Origin of the sequence: Pseudomonas sp. SJZ103 (assembly GCF_007828335.1) — a bacterium.
In the GTDB taxonomy this organism is placed as follows: domain Bacteria; phylum Pseudomonadota; class Gammaproteobacteria; order Pseudomonadales; family Pseudomonadaceae; genus Aquipseudomonas.
Window position 1 is genome coordinate 97,307 of record NZ_VIUN01000015.1, and the last position, 24,165, is coordinate 121,471.

Genomic DNA, 24,165 nt, shown 5'->3' on the forward strand with positions numbered 1-24,165 from the left:
GGACTATTGCTGCTTCTCCAGACTCAACATCTACCTCGAAAGGCAGGTGTTTTTTGTGCGTATTAAGCGGGGTGCGGATACAGCCAGGGAAAATAGTTGAAACACTGATTAAAGTTCCTGCCAATTCCCTGTTCAGGGGCTTTCCCAATAACTCAAACCTGCTTTTCTTGCGCTGTAGGTAGCCATAAGCCTGGAAATGCAGTTACGGCCGCTCAGAGAGGAAATCAGTGCAAGGTAGCCGTGAGCACGAGCACGAAACAGCGTGAGGACCGCCTTGATCTGTGCGAGTGCGGATATGAGGTTGGTTTCGAGCACAAGTCGGTTCTTGTCGAACTCGCCCGTGCCAATCCTGCTACCACCAGCAATGCCTGCGTTGACGATGATTCGATCCAGACCGCCGAACTTGTCGGCAAGCTCGGAAAAGACCGATGCCACCTGATGGTGGTTGTTTACTTCGAGTTCCCGTACTTCGACGCGCCCGCCGCTGTGCAGAAATCCGGCTTTAAGCTGTTCAAGTTTGTCCATTCGGCGGGCGCAAAAAGCCAGATCATGTCCTTTCCCTACGAACTGGCGGGCCATCTCAAACCCGATACCCGAACTTGCACCGGTAATCAGGATGGTTTTTCGAGGAGCGCGAGACATGACGCTGCGCCTCTCAGCGGGCCACAAGGCCAAGACGTATCAAGCTCTCCGCCGTCGATACGATGACTTCATCATTCGGCCTCGGACTCCACTCCAGTACCCGACGCGCCTTCTCGCTCGTAGAGTCACGCCTCTTGCCCAAGTTGGGAACCATCTGACGAGCGTTCTGGCTGAAACACGCGGCCAGTCGGATTTGCCAGCTAGGCAGTCGCTTCTTCGCAACATTCGCGGCAGCTTCGCCCAGGCGACTCCGCAAGATGGAAGCGATGCCCGCCATAGACATCAGCGGGCCTGCGACAGCAATGAAGCGTTCCCCCTTCGCATCGGGACTCACCATCGCCTTCAAATGTAGGTCGGCTACGTCGCGGACGTCCACGACACCGAAGTAGACATCTGGCAGGCCGGGCATGGCGCCCTCAAGCATGCCCTTCACGATGGCGATGGAGGCAGAGTAGTCCGCGCCCAGCACGGGCCCGAAAATTCCGACTGGATTGACGACAGCCAATTCCAAGTTGCCGCCTTCCGAGCTAACGAAATCCCATGCCGCGCGTTCTGCGATCGCCTTGGAGCGGATGTAGGGTGAGTTAGGTACCGTCGGATCAGTCCAATCCAATTCTGTATAGGTAGTGCCATTCTTCGGTTTGCCGCCGTAGCCTACGGCAGCAAACGACGAGGTCACCACCACGCGCTTTACACCCGAGTCTCGCGCCGCGCGCAGCACGCGCAACGTGCCGTCTCTGGCAGGAAGGATGATTTCATTGTCATCCTTTGGAACCCCGGACGGGAATGGCGAAGCCACGTGCAACACGTACTCGCAGCCTGCCATCGCTGCTTGCCAGCCGTCGTCGCGCGTGAGATCGGCTTGAACGAACTCGACCTCGCCGACAGACGAAGCGCCAGCAGAAACGAGCATCTTCCTGACCTCATCCGCCTTCGCCTGAGATCGAACCGTTGCCCTGACGCTGTACCCGGCATGCAGCAGCTTGAGAGCGCAATGGCTGCCTAGAAAACCGGAGCCACCTGTAACAAGAACTCTATTCATCGTTGATTCTCCGCTATGGCATGATGTTGGTGACTAACAGCAGTTTTTACAAGTAGGATGGATTTTCTTACCTAGTAAGAAAATTCAGACCGAGGAAAAAATGAAGATCCAGCCAATTCACCCAAGAACCTACGACAACAAGGACTGCGACGGCTGCGCCGGCCCGAGCGACGTTGACATCCTTCGGTTTCAGAGAGCCATCCGTGCCATCACAGGCAAGTGGAAAATCGAAATCGTCTGCATGCTGATCGAAGGGCCAATGAGATTCGGCGTACTGAGGCGATCACTTCCCGGCGTAACGCAGCACATGCTTACGGAGCAACTCAAGGAGCTTGCTTCCAACGGAATAGTGATACGTCGTGCTTACGCCGAAATTCCTCCGAGAGTCGAATATGAACTCTCCCAAGCCGGAATCGACTTAATACCTATATTCCAAAAAATGCTGGAATGGTCGCTCAAGTACGATGCACTGCTGTTGAGCGAAGACGACTCACGAGAGAAGCAATCGTCGGCTTTGTGAGACTGATAGAAAGCAATAGACAAGTATCGATTGCATCGGCGCAGACGGTCTCAATGTGATATGTCTCGCTGTTGTGCAATTTCCAAGACACGCGTGCCCCGCTAACCGTGGCGGCTACCTGCTGACCGAACCGCTGTTCGATCATTGGTTTCCACGGCACAGCGAGAAGCCCATGCCGTCATCAAGCATCGCGTAGCGACCGCTGGCGAGCATGACGCTACGCCGGTAGATGCCGGCCACGCGCTGTCCGTCGGCCAATGGCCGATGCTCCATACCGTTTCCCCGACAATGTCCTTCGCAGCTCGCGCCCGCGCAGCATCGCTAGCAGATTGCACGCGAGGACGACACGCTGCCCGCGATGCTCGGCCAGCCCTTATTCGGCCAGAAAGTCCGCGCGTTGGCGTAGCGCATCCTTGTCCTCAGCCCTAAAGCTCAGGTTGCCCAGCCCCTTACCGCCGCAGATCAACTGCTGGTCGAGCAAGGCGGCAGCGATCACACGCGCCTGCCGCTCGATGGGCAGGTGAGGCCTCCTCCGAGCCGTTGCGCGTCGTATTGGCGGCCTCGTTCTGCAAGGTCCCCGGGGACGCGCCAGGCGCCTTCGGTCTCACGCTCTACGATACCGGCGCGGCTCAATGCCTCGAGTCGGCGCACATGCGTGGCGACGCCTCGTGCGGGTCGCGGCCGGGCGTGGCCTGTCCCTGCGCCACGGCTAGGTGATGATCTTTGCGGTCCACCCCATCGACAGCCAGCGCGACGATGTTCCGATCGCCGGTGCGCACGTCCGCTGCGCCTTTGACTTCCACCACGGCGCGAGTCAGGTACCGCTCCAGTTCGGACCGCAGCGGCAGCGCGACGTAGTGCGCCTTGCCGTCCGTGCAATCGAGGATCATATAGCCCTTGTAGTACAGTTCGTCGGCCAGTCCCTTACCGACGACGCGTCCTACGATGAAGCGGCCATCCTCGCCAGGCTGGAACATCGTCAGCTCGCGTTGCTTGCCGCTCATGGCACGCGGCATGGTGAGGATGATGTTACCGTGCTCGCCAGTTACTCGCAGGGTCGGCTCGCCTCGGCGTGGACCGCCCACTCGCCGGGCTGCTGTTCGGTCGCCAGCCCCATGCGCTGCAAGTGTTGCAGGTGCCCGGTCAGCGCTTGCCGCAGATGTTGCAGCCGTGGTTCAGCGAAGCGTTCAACATGCACCAGGCGATCATCGCCGGCTTCGCGCTGCAAGGTGCAATTCAGCCCTGTCCACCTCTCTTGTTCGACTTCACGTTGCATGGCACGCCGCATTTCCAGTTCAGTGCGTGGCCCCAGCCATTCCGTCGTCAGTTCCGACGCTCGGCGTCGCATCCCCTCGGCGATGATGTAGTCGCGGGAAATGATGAGGTCTTTGCCGGTGTCGTCCTTACCGCGCAGGACGATGTGCGTGTACGGGTTGTCGGTGTTCCAGTGATCGACCGCGCCCCATTCCAACCGAGTGCTCAAGTCGGCTTCCATGCGTGCCATCATGTGACGGGTGTAGGTGCGCAGATCGTCGAGCTGTTCGGCATCCTCCAGCGAGACGATGAACCTGAACTGGTGCCAGTCGCCGGCGCCGCGTTCCTCGAACGCTTCGAGGTCGGCATCGTCAGTCGTCGGCCAGTAGGCATGGCCCGGGCCGCCTTGGCGATCAACGCCTTCGCGCTCGATGTAGCGCAGGTGCGCGGCGGTCGAGCCCGGCCCGGCCTGCGCCAGATTGACCAGCTTTGCGTTGCTCGTGACGCGCCGGACGTTGGCCCCAAGTCCTCGGCCCGCGAAGCGCGCGGCAACTTGGCCGCAGCCCAAGCGGGACGCTGGCCGACCTTGTCCGCCGCCTTGCCGAGCTTCGCGCCGGCCTTGTTGGTCTGATGCAGCACCTTGTTGACGAAGGCATCGCCGCGCTGCTTGGGCGCACCAGGACGCATGCGGAACAGGTCGTCATCGCGCTGGCTCATGGCACGGCTCCGTCCAAGGTCGTAGCAGTCCAGCGAACGAAGCACGCGGCTTCGCCCATGCGGACGCGGCATTGCGCACCTTCGCGGCACGCCGACGCCCCGTGGCGCGTGCCGCTCCCCCCCATGGGCAGACAAGGTTTTCAAGCCGCCATGTGCCGCGACCTTTTATCTTGCCTTTCGCCTTTGCCCTTCGCTGTCGCTCCGGGCGTCGGCGGCCCGGCGGCGCTGCTTGCAGCCAGCGCGCCGGCGAACGCGCCAATGGCCGCGGGCCGGGCGCGTTCGAGGCAAAACGCATGCACGTGTGACGGCTGCGCCGGACGTTGCGCGAAGCGCGGCGCGGATGCGCCCGCGCTGCACACGCGACGACACGGCGGCAGCAGTCGTAACGGCATGCCCGATGGCTCAATGAGATGCACGGCAACGTGCAGCGAATCGGCGGCCATCATGAACATGTCTCCAGCTAGACCGGATGCGCGACGCCGATCACGGCGGATGCGCTGACTGGGCCGAAATAGCGGCTGTCGAACGACGCCGAATTGGTCACACTCAACAGTAATAACTCGCCCTCGGCCAGCAGACTGCAATGCGGCAAGGATGGCAGCGGCCGGTCCAGCCGATCGAGCGCGGCGGCCGCAGGCGCGCCGTCGATGCTAACCTGACGGGCGACGATGCAAACTTGTTTCGGCGCGACCGCGCCCACAAGTTTAAGTAGTGGAACGTTTGCCGGCAGGTAGCCGCTCTGCGGGGCAGCGTCGGCGGGCAATCGGGTCAGGACTATGCTGCCCACGGACAAAGGATGTGGCAGCGAGGCGGCCCGATGGTCAAGCGGCTGCACGCGATATCAGCCGACCGGAATGCTGTCGGACGGGTTGTAAATCAGGCGCGACAGAGGCTGCGCGAAAGCCGCCCAGGCCAGCGCATCCAGGCAGACGGCGGCGAAGCGCGCCAGCACGATGCGATAGTGAAGGCGCGAGCGAGGACGCGGCGCGATTTCGGGTGCGCGTGCGATGGTGGAATCAGCGGTCATGGCAGCGCCCTCCCGGCCAGCCAGGCGGCGGGCCGCTCGGCGGTGTATTCGGGCAACGCCAGGCGGGCCGCCAGACGGTTGCCCAGCGTGCGCCAGTACGCGGGCGACACGTCGATGGCGGCGATGCCCTGCGCCTCGATGCCGTCGATGCGTTCCAGCACGGCACGCACCGCGTTTTCGCCTGCGACGTGCAGCAGCAGGCGTACGCCGAGACCTACGCCGAGGATGCGGCGTGCCGGCCTGCATCACCATGAGCTGCCAGCGCACGGTGCCGTAGTCGTTGGCCTGCCAGCGGATGCGGCAGAACATCGCGCCCGGCAGGATTACCGCGCAGGGCCGCCAGTAGTCGAGCCGCAGCGTGCGCGCAGGTTCGCCGAAACGCAGATAGAGCTTGAAGCGCGGTTCGATGTAGGCGAGCGATACGTGGGTCAGCGGCACGTTGCCGGCTTAGCGGGCGAGTGCTGCGGGATGCAGCGACAGCGCAGCCGTGGCCGCGCCAGCGGCAGGAGAATCGGATGCGGTCATGGTGTGTTTTCCATCCGCTGTTCTGGAAACTCTCGCTCCAGCAAACCGCGCAACAGTTCCGAGACGGTCACGCCCTGCGTGAATGCCGACACCTTGATGCGCACCCGCATCGAGGGCGTGATGTCGAGGGTCAGGCGCGCGGTGTAGAGGTCACCTTTCTGAATGCCGTCGGTCTCGCCCTGGCGAACCCACGCATCGGTGAGCGGATTCTCAGGCGGACGCGCGCCGATGGCGATACGCTTGCCGTTGCGCTGACTCATCTCGGCCAACGCAGCAGTTCATCTGTGAGAACGGCAATCTCGCGTGCGGCGGCGCTGTCGACGAAGACGATGCGTTGGCGCACTTCGCTGCGCAGCGCCGGCAGCGGCTGTTCGGCCAGCGATTGCAGTGCTTCCCTGCCGATGATGGTGGTACCGACGCGCCGGTTGATGACGAAGGCCGCGCGCAGAGCAGGCCGTAACACCTGCACCTCACGGATCAACTCCACCATCTCAGCGCTGGCCCACAGGTCATACAGGCTGGGCTGCACAGGAATCAGCACGCGCTCGGCCGCCAGGAGCGCGGAACGCACCAGGGCGGCGATGCGCGGCGGGTCCGGGCCAGCTCCGGCGCTTCCTGATGCAGCGTTTCGCGGGCGAGGCCCAAAGCACTAAACAGTAGTGGCAAGCCCTGCTGGCCTCTGCGTTGCGTCCAGTCCAGCGAGAAACCCTGCGAATCGGCATCCCGCAGGATGACGAGCAAACTGCGCATCGCCAGCTCGCCCGCGATGTGGGTGGCGAGCGTGATCTTGCCGACGCCACCTGTCTAATTGAGAAACGCGAAGATCATGGCGCGGCCCTCTCTGCAGGAAAGCCGGCCTGGCCGTACCGTTTCGTGGTTGTCCACCGTAACGGCGTGCTTCTACTAAAAGTTAGAGATTTATAGTTAGGTAAGTTAGAATGGACGCAAACCCGCGCCGTTACTGGCTTTTTGGCGTTTTCGTACTCCTAATAGCACTATAGGCGTACTCCCGATAGCACGATACCCCGTACTCCTGATAGTACGAGGCCGTCCACACCTTTTCCCGCAGTTATACTCGTGCGGTGCAAGGCACGGGCCGGAAGGTCAGCAGTTCCAGCCGTTCGCCCGGCGTCGGCTCGATGCCCAGGATGTAGCCAGGCAGCGACTGACGCGCGACCAGCACGCGTAGGTCGTAAGCGAAGTCCGAGAGGCGCGCCGCGCTGCCGGACTTGCGGTGCAGGTGCCGGTAGTCGAATTGCCAGCCGTGTTTCTGCCGCCCGCCGCACTTGCGCACCAGGCGGTACAGCCAGCGTTCGATACCGCCCTTCAAGCGGAAATAGGCCGGGTCGATGGTCAGCACCAGGGAGGCGTCGAGCACGCCGGCATCGAACCAGTCCGGCAGGATCAGTTCGATGCCCAGCGGCGTGCCGTTGGCGTCGGCCTGCTCGCACCATTCGTTCACCCACGAAAAGCGGTGCAGGCGTCGCCCGGTCGCTTCGCGGATGGAAGTCGCCACGCTGGTCGATTGCAGGCGGTCGAGCGCGGCTTTCAGGAGCTGGTGGTCTTTGAGGGACTTGCCGAGCCCGACGAAGCGCAGGATCTCGTAGGGCGTGGTGCGTATCAAGCCCGCGTCGTGCGCCTCCACGATCTGGGAAACGGCTCATATCAAAACGTCAGCATCCCATATCGTGGCAATGCCTTGCTCGGCGGTGCCTTCCACGCGGATGGTGATGTTCCCGCTGCGGAAGTTGATCGGCGCCGTGCGTCGCGACGTCGCCAGCGAGAAGAAAGGAAAAACTATCAAATCCTGGCTGTCGCCCGACAGCGCGCGGAACAGGTTGAGCTGTTCCCCCTGCTGCGATCGCTGCCCCGAAGGCCGCGATGGGCAGGACATGACGATGGCCGCCGGCGAACCGACGATCAGCAGCCATCGCGATAGTCGCCTGCATGGCGCTCGGCGTATTCCGGGTCGGACGTGGTCTCGTAGCTGCGCTGGTCGGCCCAGGCATCGAGGTCGGCCACCGCGTACATGACGCGGTCGCCGAACTTGCGGAACTTCTGGCCGCCACCGATCACGCGCTGTTTCTCCAGCGTGCGCGGTACAGGCGCAGATACTCGGCTGCTCCGTCGTTTGTCAGGTAGCGTTGGGGCTGCACGGGCGCAGCGGCGGCATCGGCGGAAGGCCGCAAGGGAGCGTGTCGCATGGGATATACCTCCATCAAGCCCGGCCACACCACGCGGCCGGATAGAGGCACTTTCAAGAGTGCGAGGCTCCTTGCTAAGGGACGATCTGCAAAGGACGCAAAACATCCCCCAGGGGCCAGTTAACACTGCCGGCCCCCATTAGCCTGGAGCGCGGCTACAGGCTACAGGGTAGGAACAGTGCCGCCGTCGATTCGATACTCGGCCCCTGCGATCGAAGCAGACCGCGGGGATGCGAGGAAAGCGATCAAATCGGCCACCTCTTGTGGTGTAGCCGGTCGGCCAACTGGAATTCCTCCCAACCAATCCATGATAATTTTCTTGCCGCCATCGTAATCCGTCCCGGCCTCTGCAGCCATCCGCTGCGCAAACGCTACGGAAGCCTCGGTCTCGATCCAGCCCGGCGCAACGCTCAGGACGCGAACTCCCTTCGGAGTCACCTCTCTCGCCAGCGACTTGCTGTAGGTCGTGAGCGCCCCTTTGGCTGCGGCGTAGGCGGTGGTGGACTCGGGCAGAGGCAATATACGTTGGATGGAGCTGACGTGGATGATGACGCCGGAGCCCTGAGCCAGCATCGCCGGCAGCAACGCACGATCCAGGCGTACGGCAGGCATCAAGTTTAGGTTCAGCTCGGCGAACCAGTGCTCATCACTGATCGCAGCGAAACCGCCACCGGGCGTCTTCGAACCACCAAGCACATTGATCAGAATATCGACGCCGCCCCAGTCCCGCAGGACTGTCTGAGCAAGGTGAGTCGCACCTTCCGCCGTCGACAGATCGGCAGCCAAGTAGTTGACGCCCGTCACCGGCTCCGTGGGCACGCTGCGGGCAGATGCCGTCACCCGAGCGCCGGCCTCCGCAAGGGTTTCCACCACAGCAGCGCCAAGCCCCAGCGTACCGCCGGTGACCAACGCCCGCAGGCCGTTCAGATGAAGGTCGAAGCTCATGCCGTGATCTCCAGCGATGCGATCAGGCCGCGTTCAAGGCGAAAGCGATAGGACAGAACGACCGGACTGCCAGGGAAGTTGCCGGTGACATCGGCACGGACGCACTGGAAGTCGCCCTCCGGGTCGAGGGCGAACGGCACACTCGTCGCGCTGTACCTGGCCGATGCCTCGGCCATAAAAGCCTTGATGGCGTCGATGCCCGTGTAGGTATGACCGTCGTCCTTCATGACGGCTTGCGCGGTGAAGCAACGCGCCAAGGCGTCCGGGTTGTGTCCGGCCGCAAAATACGCGGCAATTGGCTCAGGGAGGTTCAAGTCGCTCATCTTTCAGGCTCCGTGGATTCAACGAAGGCCTCAGAATGCGCGTCGACGTCTAGTGAGTGAATACCCTAGAATCTTGATGGGTTATTTAGGAAACGATACAGAATGCGTGGATCTGACTTCGCTGAGCTGAAAGCCTTCGTAGCCGTGGTGGAGCGCCAGAGCTTTTCCCGAGCTGCAGAGCATCTGGGTCTGTCGCCTTCGGCGCTCAGCCAGACGATCCGAAAGCTCGAACGCCGCATCGGCGCTCGCCTCTTGAATCGCACGACTCGAAGCGTCGCCCCATCGGCAAGTGGCGAACTGCTTTACAGGCGCATCGCGCCGTTGTTTCGAGAGCTGGCTGCTGCAGTCGTTGAAGCCAGCGAAGCGACAGGACAGATGAGCGGCACGCTTCGCATCAACACGCTGGGAATTGCAGCGCGAACCATCATCGCGCCCCGGCTTTCACGCTTCCACCAAGCACACCCTGACGTGGTGCTCGACATCGTGGTGGACGACGCGTTGGCGGATATTGTCGTTGGCCGCTTTGATGCGGGCATCCGTGTGGGCGGACAGCTCGAAAAAGACATGGTTGCCGTCCGCCTCACGCCGGACATGAATATGGTTGCCGTGGCGTCCCCAGACTATCTCGCGCGTCGAGGAACACCCAAGTCACCTGCCGAGCTGCATGACCATGCTTGCATCAATTGGCGGCTCCAGATGGATGGTAGGCAATATCGTTGGGAGTTCAAGAAGCGAGGGCAACGACTAGAAGTGGTGGTGGACGGCCCCGTCGTCACCAATCATCCCGACATCGGCATTGCTGCTGCGCTGAACGGGCTCGGCATTGCCTATCACTTTGAGCGAGATGGCGTGGGCGAGCTTTTGGCACAGGGACGGCTGGTCCAGATCCTGCCGGACTGGTCAATTTCGCGTCCGGGGTTGTTTCTCTACTACCCGAGCAGTCAGCATAGACCAGCCCTCCTCGGTGCATTCATCGACTGTTTGCTGGATAGAAAACCGTTCGATCGGCCCTAGCGCAATGGCAACGGTGGAAGCTGTGCCAGGCGGCGATAGCCGTCGGGCATCAGTGCATGTCCCCGGCTTACCAGCCGACGAACGCGAGCGCGAAAAGCGCTGTCGGGATACCAGTCATCCGCGACGGCATTGGCTCCGCCCCCCTCCGGCCGCGTCGCGCAAGAACGCGCCCACCAAGGTCGCATCGAGCGACTGGAACGTGTGCAGTTCCAACTGCGCGGCAGATGTAGGCCGTGGCAGTGCCGTTCCCCCAGGCACGGCATCCCCAACGGTGGCCAGCTTGTCCAACTCGCACGCCAGCGCCTGATAGCGCGCGCAGACGCGGGTGGCATAGGCGTAGGCCATGCCATCGGCCAGGCCGGGAGCGATCATCAGCCGCAGGCAGCAACCCGGCCAGCGTGTCAGCAGCACCAGGCGCCTACCATCGTGGACCAGATGCTTGTGGCCGGGGAGGCGCCAGAACGCGAAAGCCACCGCGGCGGTCGGCGAGTCGGCATCCGGGTAGAGCTACACCACCGCATCGTGATCGGGGAACCAAACCGGATGCGCGTCGCGCGCATCCAGCGCGGGATCTTCCAGCAGGCGCAATACCCAGCGCGCGGCGGACTCTGGCCAGCGGCGCCTGCGCAGCCAGTCGCGGTGGTAGTCGGGGTGACGGCGCAGAGATTCCCACGCCAGCACGGGGCCGTCGAGGTGCAGCGTTTAGAGATACGCAGTGATCGGATACCAGTGTTCGGCGCTCGGGTCAGCGCATGATGCGGCCTCCTGTCATTCAGCAGGAACTTCGCCACGGATTCCAGCGTGCAGGAAGAGCTATCGAGTCGCCATTAAGTCGTCATCGAAATCGGGGTAGGCTGTAACTGCTGGTGTCAACACTGATTCGCTCCAAGGCATTGCGGAAATCGCCTGAATGCGACGGCTGCGCCGCCACAAGAATGGTGCGCAGCATTGAGCACCGTGCAGCAGCCCGCGTCAAAGAGCATGACTGTTTGCAACAGATGCGCACCCGGTGCAAGAGTGTGGATTTAGCCAATCAGGTCTTGGGTAAGACTGAAATAGTCAGAATGCGCCGTTGTTGGCTGGGACTGCTCAGCCAGGATCGAGCCGTTTTCCTCGGCCAATCGTTGGTACTCCGACAGCAGCCGCACGGGCTGGAAGTAGCGATCGCGCATCACCGGCTGATTGCGCGGCCCGACGATGGACGCCAGATCGGACAGCTTCACATGGCTCCAGGCTGGGCATGCCTATTTCCAGGTCGATCAGCCCCCATGCCGTCTCGCCATCGGCCGGGTAGAGCGCGGCCAGCAGTCAGGTTGCGTACGCGCCGGGGTGAATAGTCGCACCGCCGGCAAGCAGTTGCGCCTGCTGTTCAGCGGTGACGAGCGGCTGGGTCCTAGCCCGAATTCCCACGCATTCGAGGATGCACGGATACGTTTGCACCGAGCGCGGAACCAGCGAAGCGGATTTACGCAGGCCAGGCAAGACACGGATGCGGTTCCCCCATTCTGTCAGAATCCGCCCATGCGGATTTCCGTAAAAGCACGGAAGCGGTTCGGCCAAGCAGGAGTGAACACTTTAGATTGTAGCCCTATTGGGTGCATTGGGCTGTCATCTTGGTTTCTCCGGGAAACCAAGTTGGTGACAGCGAAACACTCATTGGCGACTGCAGTACGGACGGCCAGAAAAGCGCGCGGTTTGAGCCAGGAAGCGTTCTCCGACGTGTCCAACCATACCTACATGAGTTCGCTGGAGCGCGACCTGAAAAGCCCGACTATGCACAATCTGACCGAGCTGTGGGAGGTCATGGACGTGCATCCGCTCACGTTGCTGACGCTGGCCTATGCCGGCGACTCGCGCAAGGCCGAGCAGCTTCTGGCGCAGCTGCGTCAGGAGCTTGAGGTGGTGTTAAAGGAGCGCGTCACGCTGTAGGCACGGCGCTCCGCCGCAATGTGCGGGGCGCGGTGGACGGCCGTCAGGCCGCCTTGGGCTTGTTGCGCGACCAGATCAGGTCGTGCGTGCCGTTCTCGATCAGTCGATCATAGACCATCGCCGGGAACGAAGGATCGTCGAGGGATACGGACACGTAGGGCCGCTCGGCTTCGCTGATCTTCTTCCTCGCCGCGCCGATGTCGTGGCCGGCCGCCTGAAGGCGGAAGTCGGGGACGTTCTCGGTGTCGCCCTTGTCGTTGGGAATCAGTTTGGCCTTGACGTTCAAAGTCAGGGTGCGGAACTGGCCGGTGAAGCCGCCTTTCTCTGCGGTGAAGGTGCCGATGCTAGACGACGCGATCATCATTGAGACATACATTGATGTGCTTGCCGCCAATTCCAGCGCCGACGCCGTGTACGGCTTTGTGACCCACAATACTCACGATTTCAGTGATCGTGGGGTTATACACGCTTGTCGCATCCGGACTTGACCAAAGTATTCAACACCAGCAATTCCCGATACGCGACGAACCTTGGGCCGTTGTTAGGTGAGTTCGTCGAAGACCTATTGGAAAAGGTGAAGTTTGAGCGCGAATTCAATCAGGAGCCGCGCAAACTATCCGAACTATTGAAGGCCGAACACCGGCTTTTCAAGCAGGTTTGGTACAACCGGCATTGGCAATCTACGCAAGTCCATCGGGTCGCGGTAGGGATGGCAGTTACCTACCACCCCCCGCACAGATCCGTACGTGCGGAACTACCGCATACGGCTCCTGCTTCGGGTGTGTGACGCGAAGCGATGCTCAGGGTAAGGATGTGCATTTCTGGGCCTAGGTATGTAGAGGTCAGCAAGGCGTCCGTAGCGTAACCATTGAAGCCGATTACGCTGGCTGCGACGTTTGAGGGCTTGCCGCCATAGACGGCATACCGCCAGACGAAAACCACCCAGACGTATCAGATTTCCCGGCACCGCGTGGTAGTTGAAGTAACCACTCACCACCCGAGTAAGCCATTGCCCTTGAGCCCGGATGGGCTCATGACGTCGGCGCTTCAGCTCATCCCGAATAGCCAGCAGCGTCGCACGCATTCGCTTCTTGACCTTCAGTCGCAGTATTTGAAAACCACCGCTTCTGTTGGTACTGCAACAGTGCGTGAAGCCCAGGAAGTCAAACGTCTCCGGTTTACCTAACCCTCGCTTCCTACGATTTCTCGCAGCAAAACGAGCAAACTCAATCACCCCTGTCTTCGAGGCGTTTAGGGATAAACCGAACCTGGCCAAGCGTTCCTGCAACTGCATCAGAACTGTTGAGCCTGCCATTGCGTCCTGAACCCCACGACGCTGTCGTCCGCGTAGCGCACAACGATCACATCACCACGGGCATGTCGCTCGCGCCACTGCCTTGCCCATAAATCCAGCACGTAGTGAAGATAGATATTCGCCAGCAATGGCGATATCACTGCGCCTTGGGGCGTCCCCTTGGTCGCAGCCACCCTACGGCCATCTTCCATAACACCCGGCTGAAGCCATTTGCAGATAAGCCCGAGCAGGCGCCGGTCTGCAATCCGGTGCCCTAGAAACATCAGCATCCATTCATGGTCGATCTCATCAAAGAACGAAGTGATATCCGCATCCAATATCCAGTTCACCTTCTGGCCCTTGAGCGCGACCGTCAACGCATCCAGCGCATCGTGCTGGCTACGTCCCGACCGAAACCCATACGAGAATCCTAGAAAGTCTTCTTCATAATCGCATTCATAACGGTAACGACCGCCTGCTGTACGATCTTATCCTCCAGAGAGGCAATGCCCAGCGGACGCTGCCTGCCGTCGGCTTTGGGGATATAGACCCGCCGCGACGGCGTTGCCCGATAGGCTCCACTGTGAAGCCTTGTGTGCAAATCGCTCACCCGCTGGAGAAGACCTTCCTCATATTCTCGCCACGACATGCCGTCCACGCCCACTTCGGCATCGCGGCGCAGGGCATAAAAGCTCTGCGCCAGTAACTGCGGTGTGACGTGGTGCAGCAATGCCGTGAACTGCGTGCCCTTGTTCCTTCGGGCTGCTTCACGTACACCTTCAAGTCCCATCGACGCGCAACTGATCCGGCTCAGTGTCCGGGGCGCGGGAGGCCCGTTGATGTTTCCCTTGGCTACGTCCCTTTCCTCCACTATCTCCGCAGGGCTTAGCCCTTTGTTCAATGGCTTCTCAGGTACTACGGACGTATCCGACTTCTCAGCGCCGTGGACAGCAGGGCTACGGTTTTTGGCCTTTCCTGCTCCGCCCGGTGCTTGCGCACCGGGCAGTGCTGAGATCTCCCTGTTTCTGTGCGAAGGACTTCCCGACGTGCACAGGGTCTCCGACCGCGCGGGATCAGAGCATGACTGGCGTATAACGCCATGCTCCGTATTGCCTTCTGCTTCGCTTAACAGCATCGGCATCCCGAATTCCTGATTACGCGGCTCAATGGCTGGCCCATCGGTTTCCCCTGTCAACGCTTCACGCTGCACCTCACGGTGCAACATGCATGACTCGGGGTCTGGTTGATTTGCCATTTCTTACCAGTATCGAACTTTCATCGACTATCCTCCGCCAGCTTTAACTGGCGCACTAACCGTCCGGCAAAGTCACCTACCAAATCGATTTGAGTTAAACCTACGAGTGACAAAAACTAAACCTAGTCACACCACCAACTGGATATCAAACTCGCTCGCCAGACGCTTGCGGCCTTTGCCAGTGACTATCAATGCACGCGAATCCAGGGTATGTACGAGCCACTTGTCCCGCACTATATGGCCCAGCAACGCCGCGCCTAGGGTGCCACCTACATGGGCGCAGCGCTGGCTCCAGTCCAGACAGGGGAAGGCAAACCGGCGCCGCGCCCGGGTGTCGGAAGTGAGGTCCATGCCGATTCGGGTCAGGTGCTCAATGCCCTTGGGGGTCAGTTCATAGTCGCCCTGCTCTTGGCACATCCACTCGCCCACCAGCAAGGCATCGTGCAGCATGACACCCACTTCCCCGGCCAGATGGTCGTAGCAGGTGCGGGCATGGCGCAGATGGCAAGGCGTGGAAGGCTTGAACGCCGGCACCTCAAATGAGGTAATGGACAACAGCCCTTCCAGTGCCTTGGCGACATCGGCACTTGCGAGCTGGAAGTAGCGATGCTTCCCTTGGGAAACCAACGTCACCAGCCCTTGGTCCAGCAGTTTCTTAAAATGGCTGGACGCCGTGGAAGGACTCTTCTGCGCGACCACAGCCAACTCGGTGGCCGTACGAGCCCGGCCATCCAGCAAGCAGCACAACATGCGCGCCCTGGCAGGATCGGCAATCGCCGAAGCGACATTGGCCAGGCGCAATTCCGATTGCTCAACATCCATTGTTCGATGCTCCTCGAAGTGAAACCGTCATCGCAAGCATAACCTATGAGCCAACATGGAGGAGATGGCGATGAAGAACACCCGTTTTTTTGGACAAACCGTACTGACCTGCACGTTCATCCTGGCAGTGGTCGGCTGGGGCGTAGGTTTTTATGGGCCGCCCATTTACATGCAGGCCGTCATGGAGCGTACTGGCTGGCCGATCGCCCAGGTATCGGCAGCCGTCACCCTGCACTTTCTCAGCGGCACACTGGTCATTGCCAACCTGCCGCGGATTTATGCCCGCTTCGGCGTGCCTGCCATTACGTTGCTCGGCAGCATCGTATTGGGAGTCGGGGTGAATATCTGGGCCCAGGCCAACCAGCTATGGGTGTTGTATGCCGGCGCCATCTGCTCGGGCATCGGCTGGGTCACGCTGGGTGCCGCCGCCGTCAATACATTGATCGCCCCTTGGTATGTCAAAGAGCGGCCCAAGGCCCTGGGCAAGGCATACAACGGTGCCAGCCTGGGCGGGGTAATCTTCTCGCCCTTGTGGGTGTTTTTGATTGAGCGTTTTGGCTTTGGCACGGCGGCGCTGGTGATCACTATCACCGCAGTGGCACTGATGGGCAGCTTTGCCTTTCTGGTCTTCAACAAAAGCCCGCAAAGCCTGGGCCAGCATCCCGACAACGCAGCACTGCCCGAACCCATCGCAACCAGCGCCAGCGTGGCGCCCTGGACTGCCGCACAGACCCTCAAGTCAGCGAAGTTCCGTACCCTGGCCGCCGGTATGTCGTTGGGGCTGTTCGCGCAGATCGGCTTGATCGCGCACCTGTATTCGATCCTGGTGGGACGCATGGGCGCCCATAACGCCTCATTCGCCATGGGCCTTGCCACCGCCAGCGCAATGGGCGGTCGTTACCTCGCCGTACGGCTGATGACCCAGGGCATCGACCGTCGTCAACTGGCTTGCCTGGGCTACGCCATCCAGACGCTCGGGACGCTTATGCTGCTTGGCCTGGACAGTCACCCGGCAGTGGCGTGGATGGCGGTGCTGCTGATCGGTTCAGGCATCGGAAATGCCACCTCCTTGCCACCGCTGATCGCACAGACCGAGTTCAGCCGCGAACAAACCGCCAAGGTAATCGCGTTAATGGTGGCGATCAGTCAAGCCACCTATGCGTTTGCTCCGGCGTCCTTCGGCCTCATACGCTCAAACTTTTCAGATCCGGGCGATGCAATCATCGCCCTTGTGACCGCCGCAGCGGCTGCACAAATATTGGCGATCCTGTCATTTTATCTCGGTTCTACAGCGCGCCCATTCGGTAAAATCGCCTATTGATGCCATCCTTCGGCCAGGTAATTACGCTGCCTGGTCGCCCCTATCCTGCCTTGGACTTGGGCTCTGTATGAAATCCTTTGAAATATCGACTCCGATAAAATCAGCCGCCATAAACGCCAGGAGGCCACGATGGCAAAGCGGTATAAACTCCCTGATGCAGCCGCCGATATCTTCACTGAAACCCGCTGCAGCGGAAGCCCGCGAGCGGATGATCGCCTGATGCTCAACGGTGTCCTTTGGGTGCTTTGCTCGGGCGCAGACTGGCGTGACATGCCGGAGCGTTTCGGCCCTTGACTGAAGGAAAATCGCCGTATCATTACGCGCTTCGAAAGTAACCATCCAGCGAAGTCGCCTTCCCTATCCCGGCCAGTGCGGATGAACAACTGTTCGCCCAGGGTCTTTGCCCAGTTTTTCCGTCGTGCGCGACGGCGGCGGCGACTCGATGGGCAGTTTCTCGGTTGCGCAGCCAAAGAAGTTCTTCAGCCTCGGACAGAGAGCAACATAGGTATGGACGTTCTGTACCGATCACTCATTTCCTTTCAAAAGCGTCAATCCCTGTAAGTTGAGCGGATAGTGCTCATAGGCGTTCGGCTTGGTCAGGGTCGGCGGCATAAGGCCGAACACCGACAAAGGATGGTGGTTCGCTTGCATCCAGCGAAGCGATCTCACAGTCCTCACAATATAAGCCTCCCATGCCATTCAACTGTGGAGCTGTTGCGGCCCAAACTTGGGTTGCCGCACCTTGCTGCGTCGTCTTGAAAGTCGGATCGGCAAGGTGGCCGTTGACGTCTAGCCAGCCGGCGGCAATCATTTCATCCTGCGCCAGATGACGCTGGAGCGGGGTGAGAATCTTGCCGGGGTGAAGGGAGAAAGCCCGGAAACCCTCGTGTTGACCAAGCCGATCAAGGTGGACAGCAAACAATGCATTGGCAGTCTTCGACTGCCCATATGCCAACCACTTGTCGTAGCCCTGCGTAAATTGCACATCGTTCCAGCGGATACCCGATTGGTGATGCCCCGCCGATGACACTACTACCACCCTTGCTCGACCCTTGAGCGCAGGCCATAGCAAATTCACGAGGGCGTAGTGCCCCAGATGATTGGTGGCGAACTGTGCCTCCCAACCCGCCCCTACACGGATTTCCGGGCAAGCCATGATTCCCGCGCTGGCGATCAGGATGTCGACGTGTCGGTCGCTTGCCAAGAAACGCAGTGCGAAGTCATGCACGCTGGCCAGGTCGGAAAGATCAAGTCGCTCGATTTCCACATTGAGGATTCTGTTAGTCTTTGCGCGAGCAGCTTCAACATCACGTGCTGCAACAACGACACGCGCGCCCGCATTGGCCAGTGCTCTTGTCGTCTCCAGGCCCAGGCCGGATGCCCCCCGGTGACAATGGCGGTGGTGTTGGATAGATCGCACCCTTCAAGTACCTCTGCTGCGGTGGTTACCGCTCCGCAACCCGAGTGGAGGAGACTGTTTGCTGGTCATGGCGTGTCCTTGTGAATCTGACATGGAATAGGGGCAAAACCCATGGCCACCATTGTCTAGACTAGACTTGGGACTGTGAATGCAACAAAGTCCAATTATCTGTCGAGATCGTCCTGCACACCTTATGGATCCACTTTCCGAAACCCTCTCTCTTCTAAATGTTGGCGCTGATTGAAAACTGACCCACCCTGCCGAATGAAAATTGACCCAGGACGGATTGCTGATTTCTGTCCCAGCAATTGTGGATAAGCTTAGCAGCAGTGTTCCGATTAAAGACGCATCAAGCCCCACCGCATGCAGCAGGGCATTTATGGTGCGGATCAAAATGGCTCATCGTCCTCGATATCATCTCCGTCCTTGCGCTTTCGTTCCCGTGACTTGATCTTTGTCTGGGCGGCCAAGGTGCTGTGTTGAAGGCGGTAAAACTCGTTGCCTGTTTCAACGATATGGCAGTGGTGTGTCAGCCGATCCAGCAGAGCCGTAGTAATTTTGGCGTCGCCAAACACACTCGACCATTCCGAGAAGCTCAGGTTGGTGGTGATAACCACGCTGGTGTGTTCGTACAGTTTGGACAGCAGGTGAAATAACAGGGCGCCACCGCTTTGACTGAAGGGCAAATACCCCAGCTCATCGAGTATCACCAGGTCTGTTCGTAGCAGTACCTGGGCGATTCGGCCTGCCTTACCATCGTACTTTTCACGCTCCAGCAGATTGACCAGATCCACCGTGGAGAAAAAGAGCACGCGTTTGTTGTGGGCCGTAATGCCGGATACAGCCAAGGCACTGGCCAGGTGTGTTTTCCCGGTTCTAGGGCCGCCGATGAACACGACATTCTGCGCGGTTTCAGTGAACGCTAAGCTGGATAGATCGCTGACCAGCCGGGCATCAGCGCTGGAAGCGCTGAAGTCAAAGCCAGCTAAGTCACGGTGCATGAGGAGTTTTGCCATGTTCATCTGATGATTCACCGAGCGCACCGTGCGATCCGCATGTTCCTGCTGAAGCAGATGTTCCAGCAGCCATTTCGATGAAGCCGTCGACGCTGTTCCTTGAGATACCAGTTCTTCCCAAGCACTGGCCATGCCGTGCAGGCGCAGTTCTTTGAGTTCAGTCATCAAGTCACGCATTGCGATTCTCCTCATCGGTCGTACGGAGCCGGTCGTAGCGCGCCGTATTGGCAACAGGCGCGACCTTGAGTTGCTGGCTGGTTTCTACACAGGGAGGTGGTGCGGTGGAGGTCAGGCGGGCAAGGACATTGAGGATGTGATCGGCGCTCAGACTTCCCGATTCAAGTACCAGTTCCACCGCCACCAGCACAGGTTCGAGACCCGCAATTGGCACAGCAGCCAGTACCTGCATCATGATTCGATCACCGTTGGTGTGGCGCCTCAGTCCCCGTTTGAGAAGCCGTAACGGTTTTGGCAGATCAGCAAATGGCGCGCCATTGCGCAGTGCACCAGGCTTGCGTTCGATGAGCGGGATGTAGTGCTGCCAGTCAAAACTGACCTGATCTCGATCAAAGATGCGCTCATGGCTGGCGATCACCGTTTCGTCGGCAATGACCACGATCCGCGAAGGGTACAAACGGCTGCTGACCCCCTGACCATCACGCTCGCAAGGCACCGAATAACGATTGCGCGCCACGCTGATCAGGCAGGTACTAGAGACGCGGACAGTGCGTTCCACGTAGCCATCAAAGCCCGTCGGCATCGGCATCATTTCAGCCGGCTCCAGCTCCAGGACTTCTGCCACCGTCAAACCGCTGTACTGCGGATGTACAAGTTCGGCATAGAGTGTACGACAGCATTGGCCGAGCCAGACGTTCAGCTCCTCGAAGGTATGGAACATGCAGTTTTGAGCATCGAGCCAGATTCGTCTCCGGCTGTCCTGCACGTTCTTTTCGACGATGCCTTTCTCCCAGCCAGAGGCCACGTTGCAGAAGTCCGGATCGAACAGACAGTGTGCGCACATCACGGAAAACCGGGCGTTGACCGTGCGGCCTTTGCCTTTGTTGACCTTGTCGACAGCCATTTTCATGTTGTCGTAGATGTCGCGACGTGGCACGCCACCCAACGCTCCAAACGAACGGGTATGGGCATCAAACAGCATCTCGTGGCCTTGGCTGGGGTACGCAACCAACCAGAATGCGCGAATGGCGCACAGCTTCATGTGGGAGACCTGGATGCGTCGAAACAGGCCACCGATCAGCAGACTCTCTTCGCTCCAGTCAAATTGAAACGCCTCGCCGAGCGCAAACGTCAGCGGTACAAAAGCGCGTAAAGACTTGCCTTGCTCACCTCGCCAAGAGCGCACAAACGCCGTGAGCTGGCTGTAGCCGCCGTCATAACCTCGGCCTTGATCTGCTCGAAAAGCGCTTTGAGGCTCCTGCGGTTGTGTTTTGGCCGGAACGAATCGGCCTTGAGCGCCTGTTCCAGCGTCTCGTGGAAAGGGCTGAGTTTGTTGAAGGTTGCGCACCGTTGGTACGCCGGCTGAGTGGCTTCGGGCGCTCTGACCCATTTTCGGATGGTGTTTCTAGAAAGCCCGGTACACTTGGCTATCTGATGCAGCGAGAGCTTGTCGCGGAAGTACATCCGGCGGATTTTCCCCAACATTTCCATGCTGATCACCTTGTGTTCTCCTGCTCAAAAAGTGAGCAGAAGCAGTTGAACACCTGGGTCAGTTTTCGGTCAGCGGCAACAGGACATGCCGTCAGGTACGTGATTTTTGGTACAACGGGAGGGGAATCTGCGGTTTTTTTACGTACAAACTCTACGTACAACCAAAAAACAAAAAGCCCCTGAAACCATCGATTTCAGGGGCTTTCATTTGTATGGCGAAGAGATAGGGATCAGCAGTCAGATTTAGACGGTGCATGAGGTGTTCGGCACGCCGTTCAATACAGGTGGCGGTACGCGCGCGTCGGCGATACCTCGTTTATTCCAGACTACGGTACTGCTCGCTGTGACATGCTTGCCTTCGTGCCGACGTATGTTGCGTTTCGAGCATTTCAACGACCGCTGCCTCCATCTACGAAGTCGAAGACACTCGTTACATCCAAACCACCTCTTCGTCTATTGGACGCAAATCGCGGAAAATTTAACCAGACTGTACCGCGCGAATAGGCGCTCACCGTTTCTGGCATTGTAGCGGGCAGGCTTTCCGGCTCGCTCGGCGTGAGTGATGGCTTCGTGATGGTGTCGGCGCTCCAGCGATACACTAATTTGACAGCGCGGTCCTCCCCCACTTGAGAGATTGCCGGCGAGTTCACAGTGGCCAATCTTTTTGATGTGGTTTTTTATCGTGAATCCGAACTTTTGCTCGTGTCTTCATATCTACGGCGGCGGGCTTCCTTCAATCACCCACGATGGGTGGCAAAGACCGTGAGTGGCCCGAACACCCTCTATTGCTCGTTGAGCCCGACTCATGGCTGTAAGGCGCGGATTACAATAAGCCCTCGACTTTTTACAAGCTGGCAATCGAGAGCGATGTAAGAGCTTTCGGCTTTTCGTACTCGGGGAAAATGCTATTGATTGCCACGGGTGGAGACTGCGATATCGGAGACATTCTGCCTGCGCTATCCAGCGTCAGCTTTTAGCCAATGCTGTTGAAAAAGTCGGCTGCGAAGTCCACGCCCGAAAAGTACGCGCCTGAGATTGAAATCTGAATTTTTGGCAGAAGGTTCGGACTCGGATTTCACGTAGCAGCGTGCAACAGAGGTGTTTTCATCCATTAATATTTGAGCGTCTTGGGAAAACCGACTTTTTCAATACAATCAGCCGAAAGTAGCTCGCCAACATGAGTACAGACACTTAGGCAAAAAAAGCCACTCGTCTGAGTGGCTTTTTTATGAGTCTTGGAGCGGGAAACGAGATTCGCATCTGGCGTCCGCCCATTGAAATCCAAGGGGTTTCTGTGATTAAAAAAATAGAAATGAACTTAATTCTGGACTTGTTTTCACCGCATATCAAAAGGCAATAGGAGGGTCCCAAACCAAGCGATTGAGCTTCTTTCGTATCCAGCCGGACAAGCGTTCATTAAACTGATGGCATCAAAGGGCACTAACCTCTTCCTATTATACGACCGGCCATTACAGGTACGAGGCGCAATAACACAGGTAAAAATCTCGCCTGACCTGGCAACACCATTGAACGTTTGCTTGCCAGTGCTTTTTGGGTTTGCTTGGCGACCTCTGAGGGCGAAATCTTCTTGCCTTGCTTATCTTTTGTTGCACGAGTGTCAACACTGGGAGGCAAAACCTCCAATACGTGCGTTCCCCTTCCCTCGAGCTGCCGGCGCAGGCCCTCGGCAAATCCATGCAGGCCCGCCTTGGCGGCGCCGTAGGTCGGAGCTCGCGCAGGCGACACCAGGGCGAAGCCGGAACTCACGATGACAAGCGCCTCCAGGGCCGGCCAGCGCGCCAGCGTGGCTGCGGTCAATTGGATCGGCGCAGTCAGGTTGAGGGTGATCTCATCGGAGAGATCGGTCATGTCGGACAGGCCCGCGGTAAAATCCCGCTCGATGAGCAGGCCCGCATTACTGACGAGGATGTCGAGCTTGCCAAACCGCTGCGTGACAGCGTCCAAGAGCATTGCCTGTTCAGCCACGACCGTCACGTCGGCTTTGACCGCAAGGGCGGCGGGATGCAGACGAGTAAATGCCTCCAGGGCCTCTGAGGACCTGCCGCAAACCGCCACCTGCGCGCCTTCCCGCAGGAACGCCTCGGCCAGCGCCAGGCCTATGCCGGCGGTCCCGCCGGTGATTAAAACAACTCGCTTGTGCCAACGCGCGTTTGCGTGCATCACATTTCTCCCGAACGTCTGCGTTATCTTTTCCAGGTCTGGACTTTTGGTTTGCCTTTGTTGCTCTTGAGTTGCAAGCGCGCAGCCGCGCGTACATTGGTGGCCAGGGACGCGAGTAATTTTCCCAGCGCCGGTCGTTCAGGCTGACGTCGCACGCTGCGCTCGGCAGGGTCCATGCTGGGCAGGATTATTGGAAAGGCCGCGCCTTCCAGCGGGCCACCGGGTTTGGAGGTGTGCGCGTAATGCACCGGCATGCGTTTGCTCGAGGGGTGATAGCGCACATCGTCGCCCATCCAGCGCAACGCCAGCGCGCGGCGGCGCAGGGTGCGCGATGAGTTGCCGTAGGAGCCATGCAGAGTCAATGGATGAAAGACGAGCATATCGCCTGGCTGCATATCCCATTCAAGCAATTCGTATTGGTCGAGGTTGGCATTGATGTCAGGGACGTCGTCCATCGCTTCGTCGATGATTGCTGCCACGTAATCCGGTGAAATGGCTTTGAAGCGTTGCGGCCACTTATGCGAACCCTTGACGTAGAGCAGGCCGCTGTTGGCGCGATTGACCGGGTCACAGGGAATCCAGAAAGAGCAGAGCTGTTCTCCGCGAACAGGCCAGAAACTCAGGTCCTGATGCCATGGCGTTGGAGCATCCGTACCGGGCTCCTTGATGAACATCTGATCGTAGAAAAAACGTACTTGCTCGCTTTGCATCAGTTGTTGGGCCCAGCGCGCAAAAGGCCCGTAATAAACCAGGTCGCGCAAGGCATCCACCCGTTTCCAGAGGAAGATATCCATCTGGTAGCCCTTTACCTTGCGCGACATGAACTTGCCCAGCAACGAACTATCCTGACGCGCCTCCTCCAGGCCGCTTTCGATCAAAGCCATCCAGTTGGGCGCGATGGCGTTTTTGATCATGATCACGCCGTCATCTTGGAATTGACGAATTTCTTCATCGGTCAGCACGCGGGCGGGGAACACGGGGAAGCTCATGCTAGCTCCTTGGCGCCGGATCACGGGCGCTCACTGCCATACGGTTTGCTATCGATG

At 59.4% G+C, this 24,165-nt stretch carries 18 protein-coding genes and 10 pseudogenes; 5 read left to right on the plus strand and 23 right to left on the minus strand.

Annotation, left to right across the window (positions count from 1 at the left end):
* Positions 1–132: 132 nt before the first annotated feature.
* Positions 133–642, minus strand: coding sequence for an SDR family NAD(P)-dependent oxidoreductase (locus FBY10_RS25880; RefSeq protein ID WP_218571046.1), 510 nt, complete (start codon positions 640–642; stop codon positions 133–135).
* A gap of 13 nt (positions 643–655) precedes the next feature.
* Positions 656–1,684, minus strand: a complete 1,029-nt coding sequence (locus FBY10_RS25885; protein WP_145338232.1) for an aldehyde reductase — start codon at positions 1,682–1,684, stop codon at positions 656–658.
* 100 nt (positions 1,685–1,784) lie between these two features.
* Between FBY10_RS25885 and FBY10_RS25890 the strand changes: the two genes are divergently transcribed.
* Positions 1,785–2,204 (plus strand): helix-turn-helix domain-containing protein, encoded by a 420-nt coding sequence (locus FBY10_RS25890; protein WP_145338231.1) that lies wholly within the window; start codon positions 1,785–1,787, stop codon positions 2,202–2,204.
* A gap of 76 nt (positions 2,205–2,280) precedes the next feature.
* On the opposite strand, the pseudogene FBY10_RS25895 reads toward FBY10_RS25890, so the two are convergent.
* From FBY10_RS25895 to FBY10_RS25945, 10 genes and pseudogenes are all read right to left on the minus strand, one after another.
* Positions 2,281–4,175: pseudogene (locus FBY10_RS25895) on the minus strand (relaxase/mobilization nuclease domain-containing protein); the annotation flags it as partial.
* Positions 4,176–4,315: 140 nt separating this feature from the next.
* A complete protein-coding gene (locus FBY10_RS25900; protein WP_256663589.1) occupies positions 4,316–4,621 on the minus strand; it encodes a hypothetical protein in 306 nt (101 codons plus the stop codon).
* 14 nt (positions 4,622–4,635) lie between these two features.
* Positions 4,636–5,202: pseudogene (locus FBY10_RS25905) on the minus strand (S26 family signal peptidase).
* Positions 5,199–5,727, minus strand: a pseudogene (locus tag FBY10_RS25910) (DUF2840 domain-containing protein). Before FBY10_RS25910 ends, FBY10_RS25905 begins: the two co-directional pseudogenes overlap by 4 nt.
* Positions 5,724–5,987, minus strand: coding sequence for a chromosome partitioning protein ParB (locus FBY10_RS25915; RefSeq protein WP_145338329.1), 264 nt, complete (start codon positions 5,985–5,987; stop codon positions 5,724–5,726). Before FBY10_RS25915 ends, FBY10_RS25910 begins: the two are co-directional and overlap by 4 nt.
* A pseudogene (locus FBY10_RS25920) lies at positions 5,984–6,513 on the minus strand (ATPase). Before FBY10_RS25920 ends, FBY10_RS25915 begins: the two are co-directional and overlap by 4 nt.
* 283 nt (positions 6,514–6,796) lie before the next feature.
* Positions 6,797–7,621: pseudogene (locus tag FBY10_RS25930) on the minus strand (replication initiator protein A).
* A gap of 26 nt (positions 7,622–7,647) precedes the next feature.
* A pseudogene (locus tag FBY10_RS25935) lies at positions 7,648–7,931 on the minus strand (helix-turn-helix domain-containing protein).
* Positions 7,932–8,093: 162 nt separating this feature from the next.
* Positions 8,094–8,876: an SDR family oxidoreductase gene (locus FBY10_RS25940; protein WP_145338230.1), complete on the minus strand. Its 783-nt coding sequence runs from the start codon at positions 8,874–8,876 to the stop codon at positions 8,094–8,096.
* Positions 8,873–9,199 carry a nuclear transport factor 2 family protein gene (locus FBY10_RS25945; RefSeq protein WP_145338229.1) on the minus strand — a complete coding sequence of 109 codons (327 nt, stop codon included), beginning with the start codon at positions 9,197–9,199 and terminating at the stop codon, positions 8,873–8,875. Before FBY10_RS25945 ends, FBY10_RS25940 begins: the two co-directional genes overlap by 4 nt.
* 102 nt (positions 9,200–9,301) lie before the next feature.
* Between FBY10_RS25945 and FBY10_RS25950 the strand changes: the two genes are divergently transcribed.
* Positions 9,302–10,213, plus strand: a complete 912-nt coding sequence (locus tag FBY10_RS25950) for a LysR family transcriptional regulator (protein ID WP_145338228.1) — start codon at positions 9,302–9,304, stop codon at positions 10,211–10,213.
* Here the strand turns inward: FBY10_RS25950 and FBY10_RS25955 are convergent.
* A pseudogene (locus FBY10_RS25955) lies at positions 10,210–10,912 on the minus strand (DNA -binding domain-containing protein). The gene FBY10_RS25950 and the pseudogene FBY10_RS25955 sit on opposite strands and share 4 nt — an antisense overlap.
* A gap of 398 nt (positions 10,913–11,310) precedes the next feature.
* Positions 11,311–11,569, minus strand: a pseudogene (locus tag FBY10_RS25960) (DUF2958 domain-containing protein); the annotation flags it as partial.
* Between the two features lie 282 nt (positions 11,570–11,851).
* Between FBY10_RS25960 and FBY10_RS25965 the strand changes: the two are divergent.
* Entirely contained in the window at positions 11,852–12,142 is a 291-nt protein-coding gene (locus tag FBY10_RS25965) for a helix-turn-helix domain-containing protein (RefSeq protein WP_145338227.1), read from the plus strand.
* 43 nt (positions 12,143–12,185) lie between these two features.
* Here the strand turns inward: FBY10_RS25965 and FBY10_RS25970 are convergent, their stop codons facing one another.
* The 4 genes from FBY10_RS25970 to FBY10_RS25980 form a co-directional block, all read right to left on the minus strand.
* Entirely contained in the window at positions 12,186–12,503 is a 318-nt protein-coding gene (locus FBY10_RS25970; protein ID WP_145338328.1) for a DUF736 family protein, read from the minus strand.
* Positions 12,504–13,435: 932 nt separating this feature from the next.
* Complete coding sequence (locus tag FBY10_RS32340; protein WP_371921004.1) at positions 13,436–13,822, minus strand: reverse transcriptase domain-containing protein; 387 nt, start codon at positions 13,820–13,822, stop codon at positions 13,436–13,438.
* Between the two features lie 44 nt (positions 13,823–13,866).
* Positions 13,867–14,661 carry a hypothetical protein gene (locus FBY10_RS32345; RefSeq protein WP_371921001.1) on the minus strand — a complete coding sequence of 265 codons (795 nt, stop codon included), beginning with the start codon at positions 14,659–14,661 and terminating at the stop codon, positions 13,867–13,869.
* 156 nt (positions 14,662–14,817) lie between these two features.
* Positions 14,818–15,513 (minus strand): helix-turn-helix transcriptional regulator, encoded by a 696-nt coding sequence (locus FBY10_RS25980; RefSeq protein ID WP_145338226.1) that lies wholly within the window; start codon positions 15,511–15,513, stop codon positions 14,818–14,820.
* A gap of 70 nt (positions 15,514–15,583) precedes the next feature.
* Here FBY10_RS25980 and FBY10_RS25985 point away from each other — a divergent pair, with 70 nt between their 5' ends.
* Positions 15,584–16,834 carry an MFS transporter gene (locus FBY10_RS25985; RefSeq protein ID WP_145338225.1) on the plus strand — a complete coding sequence of 417 codons (1,251 nt, stop codon included), beginning with the start codon at positions 15,584–15,586 and terminating at the stop codon, positions 16,832–16,834.
* Positions 16,835–16,963: 129 nt separating this feature from the next.
* Positions 16,964–17,125, plus strand: a pseudogene (locus tag FBY10_RS25990) (transposase); the annotation flags it as partial.
* Positions 17,126–17,411: 286 nt separating this feature from the next.
* Here FBY10_RS25990 and FBY10_RS25995 read toward each other — a convergent pair.
* The 5 genes and pseudogenes from FBY10_RS25995 to FBY10_RS26025 all read right to left on the minus strand — a co-directional run bounded on the left by FBY10_RS25995 (position 17,412) and on the right by FBY10_RS26025 (position 24,108).
* Positions 17,412–18,254: an oxidoreductase gene (locus FBY10_RS25995; protein WP_371921002.1), complete on the minus strand. Its 843-nt coding sequence runs from the start codon at positions 18,252–18,254 to the stop codon at positions 17,412–17,414.
* A gap of 389 nt (positions 18,255–18,643) precedes the next feature.
* Entirely contained in the window at positions 18,644–19,447 is an 804-nt protein-coding gene (gene istB, locus FBY10_RS26000; protein ID WP_145338224.1) for an IS21-like element ISPsy20 family helper ATPase IstB, read from the minus strand.
* Positions 19,440–20,938 (minus strand): annotated as a pseudogene (gene istA, locus FBY10_RS26005) (IS21 family transposase). Before istA ends, istB begins: the two are co-directional and overlap by 8 nt.
* 1,440 nt (positions 20,939–22,378) lie before the next feature.
* Positions 22,379–23,119 carry an SDR family NAD(P)-dependent oxidoreductase gene (locus tag FBY10_RS26020; protein ID WP_145338223.1) on the minus strand — a complete coding sequence of 247 codons (741 nt, stop codon included), beginning with the start codon at positions 23,117–23,119 and terminating at the stop codon, positions 22,379–22,381.
* Positions 23,120–23,142: 23 nt separating this feature from the next.
* The gene (locus FBY10_RS26025; protein WP_145338222.1) at positions 23,143–24,108 is read right to left on the minus strand and encodes a phytanoyl-CoA dioxygenase family protein; all 966 of its coding nucleotides are present in this window, start codon (positions 24,106–24,108) and stop codon (positions 23,143–23,145) included.
* Between the last annotated feature and the right edge of the window lie 57 nt (positions 24,109–24,165).

Coding starts and splice junctions, on each gene's coding strand:
- FBY10_RS26025 (WP_145338222.1), bottom strand. CDS start 24,108: ATGAGCTTCCCCGTGTTCCCCGCCCGCGTGCTGACCGATGAAGAAATT.
- FBY10_RS25985 (WP_145338225.1), top strand. CDS start 15,584: ATGAAGAACACCCGTTTTTTTGGACAAACCGTACTGACCTGCACGTTC.
- FBY10_RS25885 (WP_145338232.1), bottom strand. CDS start 1,684: ATGAATAGAGTTCTTGTTACAGGTGGCTCCGGTTTTCTAGGCAGCCAT.
- FBY10_RS25945 (WP_145338229.1), bottom strand. CDS start 9,199: ATGAGCGACTTGAACCTCCCTGAGCCAATTGCCGCGTATTTTGCGGCC.
- istB (WP_145338224.1), bottom strand. CDS start 19,447: ATGCGTGACTTGATGACTGAACTCAAAGAACTGCGCCTGCACGGCATG.
- FBY10_RS25950 (WP_145338228.1), top strand. CDS start 9,302: ATGCGTGGATCTGACTTCGCTGAGCTGAAAGCCTTCGTAGCCGTGGTG.
- FBY10_RS25890 (WP_145338231.1), top strand. CDS start 1,785: ATGAAGATCCAGCCAATTCACCCAAGAACCTACGACAACAAGGACTGC.
- FBY10_RS25880 (WP_218571046.1), bottom strand. CDS start 642: ATGTCTCGCGCTCCTCGAAAAACCATCCTGATTACCGGTGCAAGTTCG.
- FBY10_RS26020 (WP_145338223.1), bottom strand. CDS start 23,119: ATGCACGCAAACGCGCGTTGGCACAAGCGAGTTGTTTTAATCACCGGC.
- FBY10_RS32345 (WP_371921001.1), bottom strand. CDS start 14,661: ATGTTGCACCGTGAGGTGCAGCGTGAAGCGTTGACAGGGGAAACCGAT.
- FBY10_RS25900 (WP_256663589.1), bottom strand. CDS start 4,621: ATGATGGCCGCCGATTCGCTGCACGTTGCCGTGCATCTCATTGAGCCA.
- FBY10_RS25970 (WP_145338328.1), bottom strand. CDS start 12,503: ATGATCGCGTCGTCTAGCATCGGCACCTTCACCGCAGAGAAAGGCGGC.
- FBY10_RS25915 (WP_145338329.1), bottom strand. CDS start 5,987: ATGAGTCAGCGCAACGGCAAGCGTATCGCCATCGGCGCGCGTCCGCCT.
- FBY10_RS25980 (WP_145338226.1), bottom strand. CDS start 15,513: ATGGATGTTGAGCAATCGGAATTGCGCCTGGCCAATGTCGCTTCGGCG.
- FBY10_RS25940 (WP_145338230.1), bottom strand. CDS start 8,876: ATGAGCTTCGACCTTCATCTGAACGGCCTGCGGGCGTTGGTCACCGGC.